The sequence below is a fragment of the Leeuwenhoekiella polynyae genome (assembly GCF_004104075.1).
In the GTDB taxonomy this organism is placed as follows: Bacteria; Bacteroidota; Bacteroidia; order Flavobacteriales; family Flavobacteriaceae; genus Leeuwenhoekiella; species Leeuwenhoekiella polynyae.
Window position 1 is genome coordinate 14222 of sequence record NZ_QOVK01000007.1, and the last position, 18829, is coordinate 33050.

13 protein-coding genes and 1 pseudogene are annotated in these 18829 nt (G+C 36.6%); 3 read left to right on the forward strand and 11 right to left on the reverse strand.

Annotated features, from left to right (window positions below; translation table 11 throughout):
- Positions 1 to 188: 188 nt before the first annotated feature.
- Together istA and istB are read left to right on the forward strand one after the other, a co-directional pair.
- Entirely contained in the window at positions 189 to 1742 is a 1554-nt protein-coding gene (istA, locus tag DSM02_RS09650) for an IS21 family transposase (RefSeq protein WP_128765437.1), read from the forward strand.
- A gap of 23 nt (positions 1743 to 1765) precedes the next feature.
- A complete protein-coding gene (gene istB, locus DSM02_RS09655; protein WP_128765438.1) occupies positions 1766 to 2503 on the forward strand; it encodes an IS21-like element helper ATPase IstB in 738 nt (245 codons plus the stop codon).
- Between the two features lie 388 nt (positions 2504 to 2891).
- Here the strand turns inward: istB and DSM02_RS09660 are convergent, their stop codons facing one another.
- The 3 genes and pseudogenes from DSM02_RS09660 to DSM02_RS09670 all read right to left on the reverse strand — a co-directional run bounded on the left by DSM02_RS09660 (position 2892) and on the right by DSM02_RS09670 (position 6267).
- Complete coding sequence (locus DSM02_RS09660; RefSeq protein WP_128765439.1) at positions 2892 to 4613, reverse strand: MAC/perforin domain-containing protein; 1722 nt, start codon at positions 4611 to 4613, stop codon at positions 2892 to 2894.
- A gap of 88 nt (positions 4614 to 4701) precedes the next feature.
- Positions 4702 to 4983: a ubiquitin-like protein gene (locus DSM02_RS09665; protein ID WP_240674025.1), complete on the reverse strand. Its 282-nt coding sequence runs from the start codon at positions 4981 to 4983 to the stop codon at positions 4702 to 4704.
- Between the two features lie 79 nt (positions 4984 to 5062).
- A pseudogene (locus tag DSM02_RS09670) lies at positions 5063 to 6267 on the reverse strand (IS3 family transposase).
- A 113-nt stretch (positions 6268 to 6380) separates the two neighbouring features.
- Between DSM02_RS09670 and DSM02_RS09675 the strand changes: the two are divergent.
- Entirely contained in the window at positions 6381 to 6956 is a 576-nt protein-coding gene (locus DSM02_RS09675) for a M48 family metalloprotease (RefSeq protein WP_164918282.1), read from the forward strand.
- 455 nt (positions 6957 to 7411) lie between these two features.
- Here DSM02_RS09675 and DSM02_RS09680 read toward each other — a convergent pair whose 3' ends face one another.
- The 8 genes from DSM02_RS09680 to DSM02_RS09715 all read right to left on the reverse strand — a co-directional run bounded on the left by DSM02_RS09680 (position 7412) and on the right by DSM02_RS09715 (position 18784).
- Positions 7412 to 8023, reverse strand: coding sequence for an HD domain-containing protein (locus DSM02_RS09680; RefSeq protein WP_128765441.1), 612 nt, complete (start codon positions 8021 to 8023; stop codon positions 7412 to 7414).
- A 6-nt stretch (positions 8024 to 8029) separates the two neighbouring features.
- Positions 8030 to 8608, reverse strand: a complete 579-nt coding sequence (locus DSM02_RS09685; RefSeq protein ID WP_128765442.1) for a phosphatase PAP2 family protein — start codon at positions 8606 to 8608, stop codon at positions 8030 to 8032.
- A gap of 37 nt (positions 8609 to 8645) precedes the next feature.
- Complete coding sequence (locus DSM02_RS09690; RefSeq protein ID WP_128765443.1) at positions 8646 to 10298, reverse strand: glycosyltransferase family 39 protein; 1653 nt, start codon at positions 10296 to 10298, stop codon at positions 8646 to 8648.
- A 142-nt stretch (positions 10299 to 10440) separates the two neighbouring features.
- On the reverse strand, positions 10441 to 10896 hold the full coding sequence (locus DSM02_RS09695) for a PepSY-like domain-containing protein (RefSeq protein ID WP_128765444.1): 456 nt from the start codon (positions 10894 to 10896) through the stop codon (positions 10441 to 10443).
- A gap of 73 nt (positions 10897 to 10969) precedes the next feature.
- Entirely contained in the window at positions 10970 to 13966 is a 2997-nt protein-coding gene (locus tag DSM02_RS09700) for an efflux RND transporter permease subunit (RefSeq protein WP_240674026.1), read from the reverse strand.
- 8 nt (positions 13967 to 13974) lie between these two features.
- Positions 13975 to 14889 (reverse strand): efflux RND transporter periplasmic adaptor subunit, encoded by a 915-nt coding sequence (locus DSM02_RS09705; protein ID WP_128765446.1) that lies wholly within the window; start codon positions 14887 to 14889, stop codon positions 13975 to 13977.
- Between the two features lies 1 nt (position 14890).
- Positions 14891 to 16177 carry a TolC family protein gene (locus tag DSM02_RS09710; RefSeq protein WP_128765447.1) on the reverse strand — a complete coding sequence of 429 codons (1287 nt, stop codon included), beginning with the start codon at positions 16175 to 16177 and terminating at the stop codon, positions 14891 to 14893.
- A 183-nt stretch (positions 16178 to 16360) separates the two neighbouring features.
- On the reverse strand, positions 16361 to 18784 hold the full coding sequence (locus DSM02_RS09715; protein ID WP_128765448.1) for an outer membrane beta-barrel family protein: 2424 nt from the start codon (positions 18782 to 18784) through the stop codon (positions 16361 to 16363).
- Between the last annotated feature and the right edge of the window lie 45 nt (positions 18785 to 18829).

Sequence of the window (18829 nt, forward strand, 5' to 3'; positions counted from 1 at the left end):
CTCGTAATAGTCTAAGGGAATGGTGGATAACTCGGATCAAATTGTGCCACTGATTTCGGTCGGTTAGTGCCAGGCATTTCGGTTTGAATTGTGCCACTTTCGGGTTTTTAATTAAGCCTGTATCGGTTCGATTTGTGCCACTTTAAAAGATCAAGTAAATAATACCTTGTCGCTTAAAACTAAGCGATATGGCCAACACACTTGATCCAATGGACTTAAAACAGATAATATCCTTACACCTCGATGGGTTTAGTAACCGTAAAATTGGAGTTACCCTTGGGATCTCCCGCAATACGGTAAACACCTATATGCGTTTGTTTACGGTTAGTGACTATACTCTTAAAGAGTTGCTGACTCTTGATAATGCAACCTTAGATAAACTTTTTCCTTCTCACAGCACTATTGACAACTCCCGGTATCAAGAACTGATGCTCTATTTTAAGGAGCTTAATCAAGCCCGTAACCATCCCGGGTTTACCTTTTTATACCATTATCAGGAGTATGTCTCCCAGTCTAAAAACCCGTATGGCTATACGCAGTTTATGGAACATTACCGCCGTAAGTATGCTAAAATCAAAGGCTCGATGAAGCTTGAGCACGACCCCGGCAAAGAGCTCTTCATTGATTTTGCGGGTAAAAAGCTTCACATTATTGATAAACAAACCGGAGAATTAGTTCCTATCGAGGTGTTTGTGGCCATTTTGCCTAACAGTCATTACACCTATGTCGAAGCCTGTAAAAGTCAGAAACGCGATGAACTGATCAACTGTTGCCGTAACGCTTTAAATTTTTATGGTGGGGTACCTAAAGCTATTGTCTCTGACAACCTAAAATCTGCTGTTAACCGTGCCAGCAGGTATGAGCCCGAGATCAACCGTAGTTTTAAAGACTTTGCCCGGCATTACAACTGTGTGATCAACCCCACCCGAGGCTATGCTCCACAGGACAAGGCTTTAGTAGAGAATGCCGTAAACCTGGCCTACCAGCGTATCTATTACCCTATGCGCAAGATGAGCTTCTTCTCTATAGAAGAACTCAACAGGGAGATAAAAAAGCAGCTGGAGCATTACAATAACTTGTTGTTCTCTCGCAAGGAGTCCAGTCGCAGGGAACTGTTCCAATCGGTGGAGCAACAATACTTGAAGCCCCTTCCAGAGACAGCCTATGAGTTAAAAAGCTATCGAAGGGCAAAGGTCCAGAAAATAGGGTATGTGTACTTCTCCCCAGATAAAAGCTATTACAGCGTACCCTACCGCTACATCGGAAAGGAAACCACCTTGCATTATACCCGTTCTTTAGTTGAAGTGTATTACCACTATCAACGCATCGCCCTGCATCAGCGTACCCCCTCAAAAGGCAGTTATAACACCAACAAAGAACACCTGAGCAGCACCCACAAGTACTATAGCGACTGGAGTCCTGAATTCTTTAAAAAGAAGGCAGCCGTGCACGGGAAGCACGTGGTGGATTGTGTCGAAAAAATAATCACTGCGGTAGATTATCCTGAAATAGGGTATAAACGTGCTATGGGGCTTATTCAGCTTCATAAATCCTACGGCTCCCAGCGGCTGGACAATGCCTGTAAAAGAGCTTTACAAGCAGATGCAGCTACCTATCAGCGCATCAAGAACATTCTAAAAAACAATCTGGACAAGAGCTCGCTGTTCTATCAGGATCTGGAAGAAAATAAAACACATATCCCGGAGCATACTAACATACGCGGTGCTTCAGCTTATCAGTAATATAACCTTTAAACACAGTAACTATGAACAACAATCAGACTATTGAAAAATTAAAAGAAATGCGATTAGGGGCTATGGCTCAGCTGCACTTGCAACATCTTAAAGACAACCGCATAGCCGGGATCACTGCCGATGAATACCTGGCTTTATTGACCGATCACCAGTGGGAAGACCGGCACAACCGCAAGATAGATAGGCTTTTAAAACAGGCCGGCTTTAAACAACAGGCCAGCCTGGCTGACATAAACTACTCACAGAACCGGAATCTGGATAAAAATATGTTTGCTCGATTAGGTAGTCTGGATTTTATAACCAGAAAAGAAAACATCATTCTTACCGGTGCTTCAGGAGTAGGTAAGAGCTATTTAGCTCAGGCTTTAGGGCATCAGGGGTGTATGATGGAATACAAAACCATATACACAAACACAGCCCGGCTTTTTAAAAGATTAAAACTTAGTAAGGTCGATGGCACCTATCTTAAAGAACTGGGGAAACTCATCAAAGCAGACCTTCTAATCCTCGATGACTTTGGCCTGCAGAGTTTTGATAATCACGCAAGGGAAACCCTGATGGATATCATCGATGAGCGGTACAACAAAGCTTCCACTATTATATCCTCACAAATACCCGTATCCGCCTGGTATGATATTATTGGGGAAGGGACTATTGCAGATGCAATTCTGGACAGGATTGTAAACTCATCACACCGCATTGACCTAAAAGGAGAGTCTCTAAGAAAAGGAGCTTTAAAGAACGAGTAACATTAATTTTATATATAATTGCAGTATCTTTTAAAGTGGCACTGTTTGACCGAAACAGCTGGCACCATCACTCCGAAATAGCCAACAAAAGTACTTTTATATAAGCTTAACGCTTATCATTCCCCTTTTTGTAATCAATTCATTCATCACCCCAAAAATCACCTCTGTAGTAGAATATTTGTTAGAAGGTGTGATTGAGGAAAATCTTAATTCAAAAAAGAATACCATAGCCTTTGAATTTAACAGATATAAGCTGACAGCGTTACAAGATTATCTTACAAAATAATTTTAATTTAAGAGAAACATTACCCAGAAGTTAGGATAACAAAATTAAAAAGCCGTCCATTTTTAAACTAGACGGCTTAGGAAAAATTTATAATAAACTCTACTATAGAGCTATAAGTAAATAATCGCGAAGGTTATCTGGGTTTATAGTCGTAGAAGGTAAAGATCCTACAAAATCTCTTATACCATAAGTATCTAAAATATAATCATCATAGATAGAGTAACCCAATTTTGTATCGTTTTCATCACTTAACAGATAAGTCATCCCATTATACACAAATTTTTTAAAGTGTTCTCCAATATTATTAGTCATAATATCGGAACCTACACCGAATTGATTAGCAAACATAAATGTTGTAAGAACCCCTCTATACATTAATAAATCATACATTCGAGGCCCCATCCCTAAACTAGGCATTCCATGAACAAATTCCCCAACTATTTCCAATTTATATATATCAGAATATTTATCTATTAAGTTTTCTAGAAATATTCTTCTAGCATCTAAATTAGGTTCTCCATTTGCATAATAAAAATTATACTCACTATTAAGATCTCTTGACATTTCTAGTATTATATTATCGCCATTCCTCGTCCCTAGATGAACAACGCATGATCCTCTTGTAATATCATCCGCTACCCTTATGTATATTTTGGGTTCTTCTAAATTTTTTATTACAAAATCGCCATCATAAAAACGTTCGAATCGTTTACTAAGATTGCGTTCAAGCATAAAATCACTCAAAGGTACTAATCCATTTTCTGAAATACCTATTAGAGAATGTGTACTTTCATTAGAGAGAGAATTACTCCAGCCTGATAAATCTATGCTATAGTTATTAATATTTTGGGGTGCTGAAAAACTTGATATATTGCCTATACCCCCAATAGTTCTAACGGATAATTCTAAATTTGTTATTTTATTTGAAAATGATTGGCTATTTGCATAATCACGTCCAATTCCGAAGTCAGCACCAACTTCATCTTCTGAGTCATCTGAAAAACCAAAGGATGCATTTATAGTGGTATTCATAGCACTTTCCTTAGTTTCAGTTTCTTCCGTTTCTGTATAAATACCAGTATACATTGCTTGAGCCTTACCTCCCGTAACAAAATCAGTCAACACAACCCCCCCATAGACACTAAATATTTGACTTGGAGTTCTATTATATAGCAACTCCTTAAAAGAATCAGTGAGGTAGGTCGTAGATAATTTATTTACAAAATCTGAATCTGACAACATTTTATAACGTGCCTTTTTATATAAAATGTTCAACTCTCCAAAAACACGATTGTTTTCAGAAATTTTGGATTCGGAAAAAATCTCTTTCATTGTGCTTTTTGCTCCTATCTTAAAAAGTCCTAGGCTTAATGAAAAACCACCGTTTATTGTGTTTGTTTTTTTGGAATTGGATGTATAGCGATCAAAATTTGAGTATGCAAAAGCATCGATGTTAGTTAAGTTTAATCCGTAGCTTAATATAAAATCTGAGTAGTCAGAAGATAATTTGTTCATATCTACAACAGGAAAACCCAAATCAAGATTATTTGAATAATCGATACTTTGAAGTTTATAGCTCCTTCCCAAATAATCATCAAATGAAATTAAACCTTTAGTGGTTGAATTTGATCGTTCAATTAATGAACTATCATTATTTTCTAATTTACTTAGTACTAATGGTGAGTTTAAATCTCGTTCTTTAAGCACAATAACCCCATCACTTTCTATATTATTTTCCTGAACATCATTCAAACTATCCTCATCACTACAAGAAACAAGAAAAACAACAATTAATAGGCATAAAATCTTTATTTTATTATTCATATTTATAATGTATTTAGTTACGATTTTTTAGGAATATTTTATTTAATAATGCTATCATAACTTTCCCAATCAAATTTTCCAGTTCTTTCTAACATCTAAGAACCATATGCAAAACATTCTCCTTCATTATATTATAATCACTCAAAGTCCTACCTTCTTCTAGTTGCTTACCTGCATATATTAATCTTATACAATCAGGAGGTATACCTTCTTTATCTTGAATTTTTAATTTAATTCTCTCAATTGTATCGCTGGATTCAGCTTCAATGGTTATAGTTTTCCCTGTTAGTGTCTTTACAAAAATTTGCATTGAAAAAACATTAAGCGAAAAACCGATAAAAAAAACAAAAAATAACAGTTTAGTTTTCATAATAAATATTTATAATTTCAAACAATATATAATTTTAAATCTGGACTTGCAACAAAAAACTGGACATTAAGTTGAGTGACTATGCTGCTAGTTTTTGATTATACATTTTTATTTCAAATTCTTTAATGGTTCTGTTACCTAAATAAGAATGTCTTCTTCTGGTATTGTACCAGGTTTCTATCCACTGAAAGATAGATAACTCTGCCTGTGATCTAAGCTTGTATTTATGCCAATATACCCATTCTACTTTCAGGGATTTAAAAAAGGATTCCGCTACGGCATTGTCCCAACAGTTCCCTTTGCGACTCATAGATTGTTTTACCAGGCCATTATAGCTTTTAAGTAGATTGGTAAATTTTTGGCTGGCATATTGAATACCTTGATCTGAATGGAATATTAAAGGTTGGGTGAGTGTGGTATTTTTAATAGCCATTTGCCAAGCTTTTATAGCAGTACCCTCGGTATTTAGGGTATCACCTAAAGCCCATCCTATAACTTTTCTGTTAAATAGATCAATGATCACCGTTAGGTAACTCCAGCCTTCTTTAGTCTGAACATAGGTAATATCGCTTACCCATACTTGATTAGCCCTAGCTACATTAAAGCATTGGTTCAAAAGGTTTGGTGCTGTGGGATATTTATGGTCACTATCGGTGGTGGTTCTAAATTTACGCTTTCTCTTAGCGTATAAATAGTTTGCCTTCATTATACGGGCTACCCGTGGCTTTGACACCTTAAAACCTAGGGCTTTCAATTCAGCCTTTATTCTAGGAGCTCCATAGCTCTGGTAACTATCCTCAAATATATCTTTGATTAGTGAAGAGAGCTTCTGATTTTCTTTTCAGAGGGTGCTGGGACCAGATTTCAACCAGTGGTAATAACCGCTTTTACTCACAGCTAACATAGTGCACATCTTCTCAACAGGAAATTTCATACGATGCTGTTTTATGAACCTGTATTTTTCTTGTCGCTCGCGGAGAAGATGCCAATCGCCTTTTTTAATATATCACGTTCTAATTCGGCTTCTTTAAGCTGTTTCTTTAAACGAGCTATCTCTTTTTGTTCATCGGTCATTTTAGGATTACCACGACCCGGAAAACTATTCTTACCATAACTCTTTTGCTCTTTACGCCAGCGGTAAAGAACAGCAGGTAGGATATCTAGATCCTCACAAACCTGTGCTACACTGCCTTTGGCGTAACTTAATGCTACTGCTTTCTGCTTAAACTCTAAGGTGTAATGTTTGGCTTTACGTCTCATAATTGCTAAGTTAAAAACTTGCAATAATATTCATTCAACTCTATGTCCAGTATAATGTAGTAATTCCAAATCAAAGTCTATCTAAAAAGCATTAAGATTCTGCTCATTCTAGGTATTTATATGATATTTCGAATCTATTGTTTAGTTTCATTCAGAAGAGCCTAAACTTTTACCTAAAAGAAGAACAATTAATTGATTTATATATCCATGAGGTGACTCCCCTATTTGAGGTCTATCCAGATCTAAATATTCCGGATGAACTGCACATAGATGAAGCAGATCATAGCGTTGATGCAGGAGCCGCTTTTGGCTATGTTGAAGTGAGTATGGGACTTGTAGAACTGGAAGACCCACCCATCCAAATTTTCGTTCTTGCTCATGAGCTCTCCCATATTGCTACCCTTACCCAAGCAGCGGCATTCAATCTAGGAGGTGAAATCCCAGCCGGGTCTGAGACCAACGACTATAAAAAAGCAGAATATTTAGCCGATTTAATGGCATTTTACTTAATCTCAAAAAACGAACCCGAGACCTATGATCTGTTAAAAGAAAAATTGGATTATTTGGAAGAGTTGCTGGGGAATGGTGATTTTACCCATCCATCAGGAAGTTCCAGAATTGAATCCTTAATGAAATACCTAAAAGGAATGGATAACACTTCGAAAGAAACTGCCTTTTCTAATAGATTTAGAACGATATGGAGTATGAATTAATTTTATAAGCTTACCGAATCAGTCTAAGGTATCAATCTTTAAACTATATCATTTTTCTTCTATCCGAAATTGTTACAAGCTAATGTTAGCTGTTTGTAATAATACCTCGCTGATATACTTAGCCCAATTACTCAAGCCTCTCTAATTCTTTTTCAAGTGGTATTTCTTAATGCTATTACCTTTATAGAGATAGACGGTATCGGTACTGATTGGAGCTCCAGCTTTAAATAGTGCAAGGGTCAAAATAAAAACGAAGCTTTTCATCAGTTGATCACGTTAGAGCTAGCGGTAAGGTATTCAATTTATAGGTATTAACGGATCTTTTATAAACCCTAACTCTATCACTATTGCAGGACAAAACTTTTTTAGATCCCGCAGCAACTGAAGGTTAGAATTAATAGTTTGTAGAATAACGGTAGAGGATTTTTCACGAATTATTTAATTTAATATTGTATTTATAATTTAGCTTTTATTTCATTTTTTAATTGGTGCAAATCATCAAGATTGATCTTTTTTTGCTTTGAAAATAAGTTTTTAGCAGTCTGAGTAAAGTAGGTATGTCTTTCTAAAAAATTTATATTAAGTAGAATCCATTCCAAATCTGTTAGGTCTAAAGCGTTCAGTAATCTCCACTCTTGTCTAAGTTTTGCATTTTTTTCTTTAAAGGAAATCTGGCCTAAATGAGCCAGGTCAGCATCACATATGATCTTTTGAATTTTAGTTTGAGGCTCAAGCTTTAACGACGTAGCCAAGATCGTTAAGCACACATCGAGAATCACATCGGCGGCGATTCCCTGCAATTCTAGAAATTCTCTTGCATATTCAGCGCTAATTTCTTCGTGCATAGTAGCCCCCATCAGATGACCTACATCGTGAAAATAAGAGGCAATGCGGAGCACTGCAAATTCTCGCTCATTTAAATTTTCAGCATTTCCTATCAGATTTGAACTGGATACTACATCTAGTGTATGCTGCCAATTATGAAACGGTAAATCCTTACAAACACTTTGTTTTATAAGTGATTCACAATAACGTTTGGTAGCATTTATAATATCTGAAAAAATCATTACCCTCTAAAATTTATAACTAAATCCTATCATATGGTTACCTTCAAAACTCGAATAACTGAGTTGCATATGTTTTTGTTGATATTCTGTGGTAAAAAGCAAATTGCTTCCCAACCCAATAGCGGCTCCGGCTATAATATCTAGAATATCATGTTTTCTTGAATCGATTCTACTTGCTGCCGTAAAACCCGCTAATAGATAAGCCGGTATGCTGTACTTAAAGCCGTAGCGTCTGTGTATATATCCGGCACTATGAAAAACCGTCGAAGTATGGCCTGAAGGAAAAGAGTTATCGTTACTTTGGTCTGGCCGTGTTTTGTTTATGCTCATTTTTAATCCATAAGTAACAGCTTCAGTAACTACAAATCCTTTTGTAAATTGCCAAGCTCCTTTTTTATCTCCTTTTAGTAACGTTGTACCTAATGCGGCAACAGGTAGCGCAATAAGAATTACATCACCTATTTTTTGATTTGTTCCTATTATAGGCTGTGTTTCACTGGTGTCTTGAGCATTTAGTTTACAACACTGTAAACTGATCATAAGCACCAAAATGAAAAAAAGGACAGGTTTAAAATGGTTTAGCATATATATAGTTTATATTTTGAATGATATAACTCAGGCCCTAATCGTTGTAATACATGATCCATTTTGAACTCACTTTTTTATTCTTAAAGAGTTCTGCTAAATGAGAAATAGGTTTGCTTAAACCCCGCTTTTTTCGGGCTAATAAATACGTATTTTTCTTTTTTGCGAGTGCTGTAAGCTTTAATAGTGTTAATGAATCCTTCTCATCCCAAAGGTTTTCCTGCCACTGGCTATCGTTTTGAAATTGCACCTCACGGGCAGTAGTATTATGCTTGTTTTTTAAGGTTATAGGATATTCACCAGTGTAGAAAGGTATTGATGAGAGTAAATAATCATCTATTACAATTGTTTTATCGGCTCCATCTGATTTTAAATTGATAAAGCGAGTGAGCTCTTTAGTAGAATTTATTAAAGCACTATTGTTTTTTAATATCGAAGGAGAAATCACGAGTAACACCAAATTGAAAAGTGCTGCCAGAAATGCTGTTTTCAATACGTCGTGAATTTGTATTACATAAAAAAAAGCGCACACAATAAGAATTACACTAAAAGCAAGCAACGATGTGGTTATGGGTATTTTGATGAATACGGGTTTAAAATACCAACACCCCAGAATACTAACTAAGATTACTCCCAGCAAAATTAAATAGGTCCCATTTATATACTTTCTTGTTTTAGAAGTCGAAGTATAGAGTCGGGTGGCAATAATTAGTGCTAGCATCCAGAAAACCGGAAGGATGTATAAAATTAATTTGGTCTTAAAAAGCGAGAAGATTAATAAGAGAACTAGACTTGAGTAAAATAAAACCTGCTCTTCTTTACCCAATTTAGCTAATGCTTTTAACTTGAGTCTAAAATTGAATAAACTACCTATTAACCAAGGAAGCAAAAGGCCTATCAAAATAGGTATATAATACCAAAAAGGTTTACCCCTGTTGAAAGAATCAGAATTTATTCTGCTTAAAAGTTGTTTCTCTACAAAATAGGTCCAAAGTTTTGGGTTTTCTATCATTACCAAAATATACCAGCTGGCTCCTATTGCAATACAAATACAAATCCCGAGAACAGCATGCATGCTTAGTCTCGTTTTTGTTTTAAAAACCAACTTATAGGTCACGATATAAACCGTTATAAAAACAAGCGCAACAGGACCTTTTGTTAACAAGGCCAAGCCTATCGCAGAGTAGAAAAGATACAGAAAGGACAGTGTTCCTTTTTGTGTATAATACTGCCAGCAATAGATGCTTGCTAATATGAATGTGGTTAAGTAAGCATCTGTTGTTAGATTTCTGCTAGATATGAGTACTAAAGGCATCGAGAAGTAAATCAACCCCGATAACAAACTGATTCTCTTATTTTGAAAAAGGAGATTAGAAATTCCATAAACAAAAAGTAATTGAAGAAGAATAGCTACTTGCAAGAAGAAACGAGCTCCAAATTCGGTAATGCCAAAAAGCTTGTATCCCAAAGCCGTTAAATAATAGGTGATGGGCGGTTTGTGAAAATGGAAGATTTCTAACAATTTCGGATTTAAATAATCGCCAGATAAAAACATCTCCCTGCCTATTTCGGCATAACGGGCTTCGCTGGTTTCTGCAAGGCCATAGGAGCCTAAATCTAGAAGTAACAGGACTAATATAACTGCAAGAAAAAGTCCGTATATGTAATCTATTGAAGTCTTAAATTTCACCTTTATAATTTTTAAAGTACAAAGGTCAAACCCAATTCTTTTGAAAATCTAAAGTTGAATAGTAAGAGCTTGTAGAATAAAAAAAAGTAACTGAAACACATTGCATTTCAGTTACTTTAACTAACCAATAATCAAACAAAAACTAATCTTTTTCTTCAATAAGTTCTTCTTTAAGCTTTTTTCCGTCTAGATTAAAAGCGACTTCCAGTGTTTTTTCACCTTTTTCAAGTTCAAATTCATAAACACTTCCCGCAGCAGTTTCTGAAATTTCTGCTTCTTTAATTTTATAAGTATTGAATTCTGAATCCAGAGCAGATTTTATTTTCTGTGGAATTTCCTTTTTTGAAATCTCGTGTTCTGTTTCGAGCCATTTCCCGTCTGACGCAAAGTTTGCAGAATACTCGGTTTTATTCATTTTAAATTCTGCTTCCCACTCTGAGTCAGAACCTTTTTCCCAATCAACCTTTTTTACCGAAGGGAATTTTTTAGCAAATGCGGTTTTAACTGGTTTTGGAATTTCATTTGTTTGTGGCGTTGTAAAACTTACAATTCCTGCTGCAACAAATGCGATACTAATAGATGCAATTAATGTTTTCATAATTTTAATTTTTTAATTTAATATCAAAGCTACAAGCCAATTCTAAAGCGGGTTTTAAGGAAATCTAAAGTTTTTATTCTTTTAAAAGTTTGAGAATTGTAGGCAACACAATGAGTAAAAGTGGTAGAGCAAATATTAAACCGCCTATGACAGCAATGGCTAGAGGTTGGTGCAACTGTGCACCTGCGCCGATACCTAATGCGAGTGGGGTAAGTGCCATTATTGCCGCAAGTGCCGTCATTAATTTGGGCCGCAATCGCGCTGCAATCGCGTATTCTATTTTTTGTTTATGGGTGAAATTTGCATCAGAATCCTGATATTGACGGTATGTAAATATGGAGTTTTCACCTATTATCCCAACGATCATTATAATACCTGTATAACTCCCTACATTGAGCGCCGTACCGGTGATGTAAAGACTTAATAACGATCCTGCAACACCCAGAATGGCGATTGTAATAATAGCCAAAGCGATTTTTACTCGTTTAAATAGAAAGAGAATAACGATAAAAACTAAAATTATAGCGGTTATTAAAATAGTAAGTAACTCTTTAAAAGCTTGCTGTTGTTCTTTATACGCTCCGCCATACTCTAAAGTATAACCTGCGGGTAAACTCAACTTTTGAGTGAGTGTGGTTTTAATCTCGGCAAGGGTAGAACCCAGATCTCTATTGTCTAATCGTGCGGTAACAATCCCTAGCGATTTTTGATTTTCCCGGTTGATCTCTGCTATCCCTTTTTGAGGAGTGATCGTTGCAACTGTATTTATGGGAACAGAATTGCCATTGGGAAGTAAAATTTCGGTATTTTGAAGTGTAGAAATTTTGGTTTTATTGGCATCGGGATAGATAAGGCGAATATCGCTTAATTGTTCTTTTGTGTTGAGCGAACTCACAACCGTACCTTGTATCTGAGTTTGTAATTGTAATTGAAAGTCTGAAACGCTCAAGCCTAATTGTGTCAATTTTGCCGCATTGGGAACTATATTTAAAGAAGGACCGGGCAAAATAATTCCGTCATTTACATCGGCTGTTCCCTGTACCTGTTCTACCAGAGCTGCAATATTTTGTGATAATTCTTCAAGTTTTGCTGCATCTGTACCAAAAACTTTAATTTCTATAGGTTGTGCAGAACTCATTAAATCGCCCAGCATATCCCCTATAACTTGCCCGAAATCTACCGTAAGTTGTGGCAGCTTTGCTTCAATTTTTTGCCGAATCTCATTAGAAACTTCATCGGTGGTTTTTGTGCGGGAATCTTTCAGTTTTATTAAATAATCCCCACGGTTGGGTTCTGTAATAAAAAAGCCCATTTGAGTTCCTAACCTGGCTGAATATGCTTCTACTTCGGGCTGTTGATCTAAGATAGTGTTTACAATTTGCAGCATCCTGTCGGTTTCTTCAAGAGTAGTTCCTGGGTCGCTGTTGTAATCTAGAACAATACTTCCTTCGTCCATTTCCGGTAAAAAACCAGATGGTAATTTAGAAGGAACAAGTACTAAAATGATAGCACATAAAATAAAAAAAGTAAGTCCGATGATGGGTTTTTCAAGCACATTATGAATCCATTTTGTATTAGGCTCGTGTTTCTTTATCGTTCGTTTGGCACCTTTTTTAATGAAGAGTATGGCTAATACGGGCACAACGAGCCACGTGACCAGAAAAGAGGCGGCTAAGGCAATAATCATTGTAAAAGCCATTATTTTAAAATAAGCGCCTGCGACACCAGTCATTAAAACGAATGGAATAAAAATCACCAGTGTACTTAAGGAAGATCCTATCATAGCAGGAAACAGGTGTTTAATCGCTTCATGAGCAACCCAACCTATGGTTTCTTCAGGATGTTCTTCTTTTATTTTATGAATTTGTTCAATTATGATCACAACATCATCTATCATAAGTCCTATAGCCGCTGCAACGGCTCCCAGCGTCATAATGTTGAAGGTATAATTTACCGCATCTAGAATAATGAGCGTTAGCGATAAAGAAACCGGAATGGTAAACAGCACCACCAGACTTGCAGAAAATGATCGTAAAAAAATAATTACGACCACTAGGGCAAGTGCGAGGCCAATCCATAAAACATCTTTAATACTCGATATACTGGTATTTACAAAATCTGCCTGCTTATAATAAGGTTTTAAAACTATGCCTTTGGGCAAAATAGTGCCAAGCTCCTGTACCTTTTGCTCAATGGTATTGTTTACATCAATAAGATTTGCGGTGGGCTGTTTAATGATAGCAATCGTAGGAACGTTTTTTCCGTTAGCGCGTATTTTTACATATTCTTGCACTTCGGCGACTTCGATATTTGCAATGTCTTTTAAACGTACCTGTGAAGAAGGAGCGCTTAAAACGACAAGGTCTTCCAGATCAGATAGGTTGTTAATCGCATTATCTGTAAGCGTGAGATACATACGCTCATAATCAGTTATGTATCCATTGGCTTGTAGTAGGTTTGCATTTGCTATAGCCGTTTGTATGGTTGCAATAGAGATGCCTAAAGCCTTTAAGCGTTCAGGTTTTAAAACCACGCGGTATTCTTTGTCTTTTCCGCCAATGATCACTACATCTGCAACACCATTTGTAGCCGAGAGATAAGGTTTAACTACAGTACGCGCGATCTTCTTTAAATCTACCTGAGAATAACCATCACCTTCTATAGAATAGCCCATAACTGGCAAAATAGAAGGATTCATTTTTTCTACTGAAAATGTGGTATTGGGTAAAACACTCCCCTGCGCCTGATTGATAATAGATTCAATCTGAGATTTTGCCGTATTTATATCGGTATTCCAATCGAGAAAAACCGAAATTTCAGTACTTCCGCGCGAAGTTGTGCTGCGCAGGTATTGCAGCCCATTGGTACGTCTTAGACTATTTTCTAAAGGTTTGGTAACCGCAGTCATCATCTTATCTACCGGTTGTTGCCCGGCATCTGCAATGACTTTTATTTTAGGAAACGTGATATCTGGAAATAATCCGGTTTTTAAATTAGTATAAGAAAAGACTCCTCCTGCCAAAAGTAAAATTGCAATTGCCAGAATGGGATATTTGTAGCTGTAATGCAAATTTTTCTTTAGTTGGTGATTTTTATAAATGTTGAATCTTGCATTTGGTAAGCACCTTGGGTTATGACTTGATCGTTAGGTTTTAAACCTTCAGCAATGATCCCGGTAATGGTATCGTTTTTTAGTGTAGGTATAACTGCAGTTTTAACCGCGAGCGTATCGTGTTCTACCTTTAGAACCCAGTAATCGGTTAAAAGTTCATTGGTTTGTAAAGCCGATTTTGGGATGGTGAGCACATCTTTACTTTCCTTGTCTAGAAGTTTAACCTGTACAGAAAGCCCTTCAGGTAAGTCTGTATTAGGTAGTTCTATAAGGTAAGTCTGGGATTGTGAAAACGCATCAACAGTTGCTAATTTTTTTGTAATGGTTGCCGCTATATGCGATCCGTCAGGTATGAGTATCTCACACGGCAAACCTATTTCTATTTTATTCCTGTTTTCAAAAGGTACATTAAGTTGTATAGCTAGTGACTGGGGTTGTACTACACTTGCAAGAATATCCCCTTCGGCGATATAATCATTTTTAGTAACGGAAAGGGTTTTAATGATACCCGAAGCATTACTTTTTAATGCCATTGAACCTATAAATCGAGCTAGCGAACTGTCTATTTTTACAGCATCGCGTAGCGCATCTTGTTCTTTGGTGCGCACGGTAGCAAAAACCTGCCCGTTATAAATAGCATCACCAACTTTATAACGCATTTGTGTAACATAACCCGTCACATTTGACCGAATGTCCTCTTTACGTTGATAAATGGTCACACCATTAAAGGTTAAATATTCTTGCAAATCACCGCGTCTTACCAGTGCAGTTGTAACATCTATAGCTGCCTTTTTTGTATTAACCGTTGGTTCACTCTTTTTACAGCTTAAAAAGCATGTACAAAGAGCCAGATTAAGCAGAAGGATAGTTTTTAAGTTCATATTACCAGTTGATAAAATTGTATTGATTTTGAAGCAACCATATATTGGTTTGCATTTGTATTTGGGTATACTTATTTAGTTTGTAACTCTGTATAACATTGAGATAATCTACAATAGAGATTTGCCCTTGTACGAGTTTGCCTTTATAGATTTCCAGAATACTTTGTTGCTTTTTTAATTGGTTATCCAGCAGCAATTTGTTTTCGCTCAAAGCATCCAATTGATTGGTTATGCTTTGTAAATTATTAGTCAATTGTACTGCGGCATTGGTCTTATAAAACTCAAGATTCTGTTCTTTCAAGAGATTTTGTTGGTGCGTAAACTTGCGTTGTTTGCCGTCGTAGATAGGAATGCTTATTTGTAATCCCGCGCTCATCCCTATTTTATGAGTGATGTTGGGTATTTCGACAGCATTAAGACCGGTGTTGCCGTAAGCGGTGATTTGCGGCTTATAAGCATTGTCAAAAACCGCTTCATCTGCTTTGATCTGCAAACTGTCATTTTTAAATTTCCGTAGATAAAAATTCTCTTTTTTTGCAGAAGAAGCTGTATTAAAGTGGGGTTCAGAAATGATGATATTAGCTTGTGATGTAATTCCACTTAAAGTGAAAACCTGATTTAGGGCAACTCTCAAATTGCTTTGAATTTGCTTTAACTCCAGCTTTTTACTATCTATATCAAGTTGTAGAAATAAGTAATCACTTTCTTGTAGAATTGCGTGTTTTACGAGCACTTCAATAACCTGAAGTCGATTTTGAAGATCTTTTAAGATTTCTTGAGTAAACTGTTCTTGCAATTGCAATTGGTAAGCCGTTACATAAGCGTCTGAAATAGTCTTTTTAAGGTTATGCTCCACCTCTTGCGCCGATAAGGAGAGGGTATTATTTTTAATTTTATTTTGAAACAGTAAATTAGCTGTCGCTGCCTTATTAAACAGCTGTTTGGTAACATTTAGTTGTGCAGAATAAAGTCCGCCATTGGTAATCCCTACATCATAGCCATAAGCCGAAGAACTCGGTGCAATACTTGTGCTAATCACCCGGCCATTGTTATTAAAATAGGGGGCAAATAACACGTCTGATGTTGCATTGACTTGAAAAGAATTTTGCTGGGCTTTAATTATAGATTCTTGCAAAGCACCTATTTTTTGCAAATTTTCATTTTCTGATAATGCAGGAGCATTTGCCAGAGCTTGAGCGATAAAAAAATCAAGATTCGCTGTGCGTTGTGCATTTATAAATTGAAAAAGGAAGAATGCTAAAATGAGGATACGTGATCTCCAAAACATGGGTTGAGTTTAAAAATTTACTCAAATGTATCTTGTAATTCTAAAGGATTTTTAAAGAAGAATAGTCTAACTGAATGAGTTGACTTCTATTATAAAAAATAAATACCCCGAGCCATGCTCAGGGTATTGTTACTGAAATCAATAAATTTTTAAATTAAAGAAACCTTACGCTCAGGCCATTGATTAAAACTTATAATTAAAACCTAAACGCACGATCTGAGTTTCATAGTAATTTTCGTAAACTGCAGTAAAACCCTCACCGGTTAGCCGTTGTCTTAAGCCAAAACGGTTAAATATATCTGTTGCAGAAAGTGTGAGTTCCCCGCGCTTTTCCCAAATGGACTTTTTAAATCCAAAGTCTACTGAATACCGCGCCAGTTGCTCACCTTGCGGAATATTCTTTTTTGAATAATATAAACCGGTAAGTTGCGCTTCCATCTGTAACGGAAGCTGAACAGTATTGGTAATCTTAAAATCTCCAGCAATATCACGGGATTGTTCAACAAAAAAAGGGCGCTCGTATGGAAATAGCAAAGTTCCCTGAAAGGCATCAATTGCATTTTGATACACATTAAAACTGGAAGTTAGTTTCCAGTAATCTGCTAAATCCTGACTGAATAAAACTTCGATTCCTGTATTTGTGCTCTGCCCCGTGTTCTGATAAATACGATTTACAATATCATATTGTGGGTTACTATCATCTATACTAAAAATTCGCTGATACGCTCCATCAATATTGCGATGATAAATTGCAGAAAATAATGAGCCATTATCCCAGGAATACCGATGTGCCAATTCTACCGTATTGGTAAATTGTGGTCTTAAATACGGGTTACCCACCTTCAGCAATTCGGGGTCATCATATTTCGGAAATATTCGTAATTCGGGTTCTCCCGGACGATCGATTCTTCGGTTGTAAAAAACTGAAAGTTTATTTTCTGAATTCAACTTATACGTAAATCGAACGCTGGGAAACAACTCAAAATAATCATACGCATCGTTAGTGTTATAATAGGTATTTTGCGGATCTAAAGTGTACGCGACTTCGGTTTGCTCGGCACGCAGGCCGGCTTCGATATCATAATTTTCCTTTTCCATTAAGTAATTAACGTAAGCGCCGTAAAGGTTTTCGCTCCACTTCGAATAATCACCCAGATTGGGATAAATAATAGACTGGTTGCCGCGCATAATCGTATAATCTACGGGCAATCTTCTAAACCTACCTTTTGCTCCCAGCTCAATCTTACCACTGCTTAGAGCACGTGTATAATCTACTGAGCCACTTGTAGTATACTCTATAGCCCTAATATTCGTTTTATCACGACCAATTCGTACAGCAGAGCTGTCATTCAAGAAATAACTTTCATCTTCTAAACCACGAGTATATTGAAGGTTTGCAGATAAAGAATGGCCGGCCTGTTCAAAATTATGTCCATAATTAACTGCTGTGTTTATGAAACTGGTAATCTCTTCTTCCTGCCAGGTGTAGAGCCTTTTTCTGGTATTTTGATTGAGGTTGATAAATGCCACCTGCGAGGTGTCTATATGCTTTTCCCGGTCAAACATCCCTGAAAAGGTAAGCATATCGTTGTCGCTCAATTGATAATCTACTCCGCCAGAAATTATAGAACGAAACTGCTTTCGGTTTTCGGGAACCTGCGAAATAATATTACGACCGTCGTCGTAAAAGCGTGTTGTAAATTCATTATTAGGTAAAGCTTCCTGAATAATAAACTGACTTTGTAAAAAGTAATTCAATTTACCCGTCCTGTAATTTAGATTAAGACTCGGAATCAATTTAGGATTAACAGAATAGCTTCCAAAATCTGTAGGTGTGTCGGGTTTACGCTTGCCTAAAGCCCCCAGGCCAAAAGATAAACCTGCATCACCATTAAAGCCGGTCTGCTTTTCTTTTTTATAAATGATATTTACAATCCCGGCAAAACCGTTAGCATCATATTTAGCCGAAGGATTATTTATGATCTCTATACGCTCAATATTTGCTGCCGGGATATTTGAAAGGCCTTTTTGATTACCAAAACCCGTAAGACTTGATTGTTTTCCATCTATAAGAATAACCACTTTATCACTCCCTCGCAAAACCACTTTGCCATCCTGATCAAAAGCAACGCCGGGCATCGTTTTCATAGCATCCATAACCGAACCGCCGGCTTGCGCCAGATTCTCATCTAGGCTGAATGATTTCTTAGCTAGATCTGCACTTACCGCAGCTTGTTTTGCAAGGATTTGAACTTCAGTTAATGCTTCTGCCGAAGGCATCATCTGGATTTTTCCTAAGTCAAAAATGGGATTGAGACCGCCAGCAGTAATTTTTTTCTGAATGGTCTCATAGCCTATAAATGAAATTTCGAGAATATAATTTCCTTTTGGGATTCCGCTTAAGTTAAAAGCTCCAAGCTCGTCCGTTATGGTTCCGCTGATGATGCTTTCGCCTTGCGGCTTTTTTAAAACAACATTGACAAAGGGTAAAGGTTGTGCTGATTCTTCGGTCACACTTCCTTCTATCAATACGGTTTCTTGGGCTTCTGCAGTAAATGGAGCTAAGAGTATTAAGAAAAATAATTTGAGACGTGCTAGTACTTTCATAGTTAGAAATTTGTACCAAAATAGTATTGATTTCTAAAGAGAATT

Coding starts and splice junctions, on each gene's coding strand:
- istA (WP_128765437.1), top strand. CDS start 189: ATGGCCAACACACTTGATCCAATGGACTTAAAACAGATAATATCCTTA.
- istB (WP_128765438.1), top strand. CDS start 1,766: ATGAACAACAATCAGACTATTGAAAAATTAAAAGAAATGCGATTAGGG.
- DSM02_RS09660 (WP_128765439.1), bottom strand. CDS start 4,613: ATGAATAATAAAATAAAGATTTTATGCCTATTAATTGTTGTTTTTCTT.
- DSM02_RS09665 (WP_240674025.1), bottom strand. CDS start 4,983: ATGAAAACTAAACTGTTATTTTTTGTTTTTTTTATCGGTTTTTCGCTT.
- DSM02_RS09680 (WP_128765441.1), bottom strand. CDS start 8,023: ATGATTTTTTCAGATATTATAAATGCTACCAAACGTTATTGTGAATCA.
- DSM02_RS09685 (WP_128765442.1), bottom strand. CDS start 8,608: ATGCTAAACCATTTTAAACCTGTCCTTTTTTTCATTTTGGTGCTTATG.
- DSM02_RS09695 (WP_128765444.1), bottom strand. CDS start 10,896: ATGAAAACATTAATTGCATCTATTAGTATCGCATTTGTTGCAGCAGGA.
- DSM02_RS09705 (WP_128765446.1), bottom strand. CDS start 14,889: ATGAACTTAAAAACTATCCTTCTGCTTAATCTGGCTCTTTGTACATGC.
- DSM02_RS09710 (WP_128765447.1), bottom strand. CDS start 16,177: ATGTTTTGGAGATCACGTATCCTCATTTTAGCATTCTTCCTTTTTCAA.
- DSM02_RS09715 (WP_128765448.1), bottom strand. CDS start 18,784: ATGAAAGTACTAGCACGTCTCAAATTATTTTTCTTAATACTCTTAGCT.